General features: G+C 41.6%; 1 protein-coding gene. It reads left to right on the forward strand.

The genetic code is table 11. From position 1 onward, the window contains the following. Positions 1–160 precede the first annotated feature (160 nt). A complete protein-coding gene (locus tag V7783_RS20980) occupies positions 161–1,366 on the forward strand; it encodes a type II toxin-antitoxin system HipA family toxin (protein ID WP_335680381.1) in 1,206 nt (401 codons plus the stop codon). Positions 1,367–1,634 lie beyond the last annotated feature (268 nt).

Raw genomic sequence — 1,634 nt, forward strand, 5'->3', positions numbered from 1 at the left:
CTGGAGCAAGGGGAAGTGGTTAAAAGTGATGTTTTATTTGAAGCACTGGTGGTGTTGCAATTACAAGGATCACTGCTCGATGAAATTAACGAATTAGCAGCTGATGTAGGCGGCTACAATGCACGGCAACGTAAAACCAATAAAACCCAGGTGATTAACGATGACTTCTGAGTGTTATGTGTTTATTGATGGGCTAGAAGACAAACCCATTATTTGTGGCTTTTTTAAGTTAAATACACAAACCGGCCGAGGTGAATTTAACTATGGTAAAAGTTATCTATCCCGCGATGATGCCTTTGCACTCGACCCAATTCATCTGCCTTTACAGCCAGGCATTGTCAGTTATACCGCTAATAACGGTGTATTTGGTGTTTTAAGTGATGCGGGCGCTGATTCGTGGGGGCGTAAGCTGATTTTATCTTTGCATACAACCAAACCACAAAATGAGCTGGAATTTTTACTTGCAGGCTCAGGCTATGGCGTGGGCGCACTGGTATTTAGCTTATCGCGCAGTGCCTCTAAACATAAAACCAATAAAAATACTTTGGCTGATTTAGCATTGCTGGATCAAGCAAAAGATGATCTTTTAGCTAATAAAGCTATTTCAAATGAGGCTAAAAAGGCATTTGAATTTGGTCAAAGCATGGGCGGCGCAAGGCCTAAAACCTCTGTGCAAATTGGCACTAAGCTTTATTTGGCTAAGTTTAATCGTCAAGATGATTTATTCAATTTAGTACGAGCTGAACACGCAGCCATGTGTATGGCGAAAGAGTTAGGTATTCGCTGTGCAAATACCCAAGTTAATGAAACGGAAAACGGGGATGTGCTATTAGTCGAACGATTTGATGTGAGTAATGGTTTACCGACTCATCACTTTTTAAGTGCTAACAGCTTACTACAAAAGCCTAAAGTGGCGATGAGTGATTTAGCAACTTACTACAGTTACGGTGAATTGGCTGAGTTTATTCGCCATCATACTGGTGAGTATGCTGATGATGCAACAGAGCTTTACAAGCGCATGGTGTTTAATGCGTTGATTGGTAACACTGACGATCACAGCCGCAACCATGCTTTTTTATATCACCTTACTGATAAAACATGGCGCTTGAGCCCAGCTTACGACATCACCCCAATCAATAACTCAAAACAACATGGTATAGGCCTTGGCGATGATGGCCGATATGCCAGTATCGACAATTTATTATCACAAGCTAAACGCTTTGGTTTAACGAAGGCAAAAGCGACAAAAATAATCAGCCAGTTCAAAGACTACACGCAGCAATGGCCGAGCCACTTTAAGCGCTTTGCTGATATCAGCGATATAGATATAAAACGCTTAGAAAGTGTTATACCAGATATAGAATAAAAAGGCGCTAGGTTATAGGAGTAACAGGTGCTAGGTTCTAGGGAAGTGGCTAGGTGTGTAAAGGTACTAGAAGCTAGCGAAGTGACTAGGGGCTAGGATTGTTCGAAGCCCACAACTTTTTTCTTCTCATTTACCCTCATTGCCTGCTCTTTGTGAAAATGCCTTTAAGTGATTTATTCACCACAGAGGTTAAGAGGCGCTGCGCTTTAGAGGAAATTACGAAAAGGTCTAGGTTTTAGGAAAGTGACTAGGCGATAGGATTAATTCG

Origin of the sequence: Pseudoalteromonas sp., assembly GCF_036960685.1 — a bacterium.
In the GTDB taxonomy this organism is placed as follows: Bacteria; Pseudomonadota; Gammaproteobacteria; order Enterobacterales; family Alteromonadaceae; genus Pseudoalteromonas.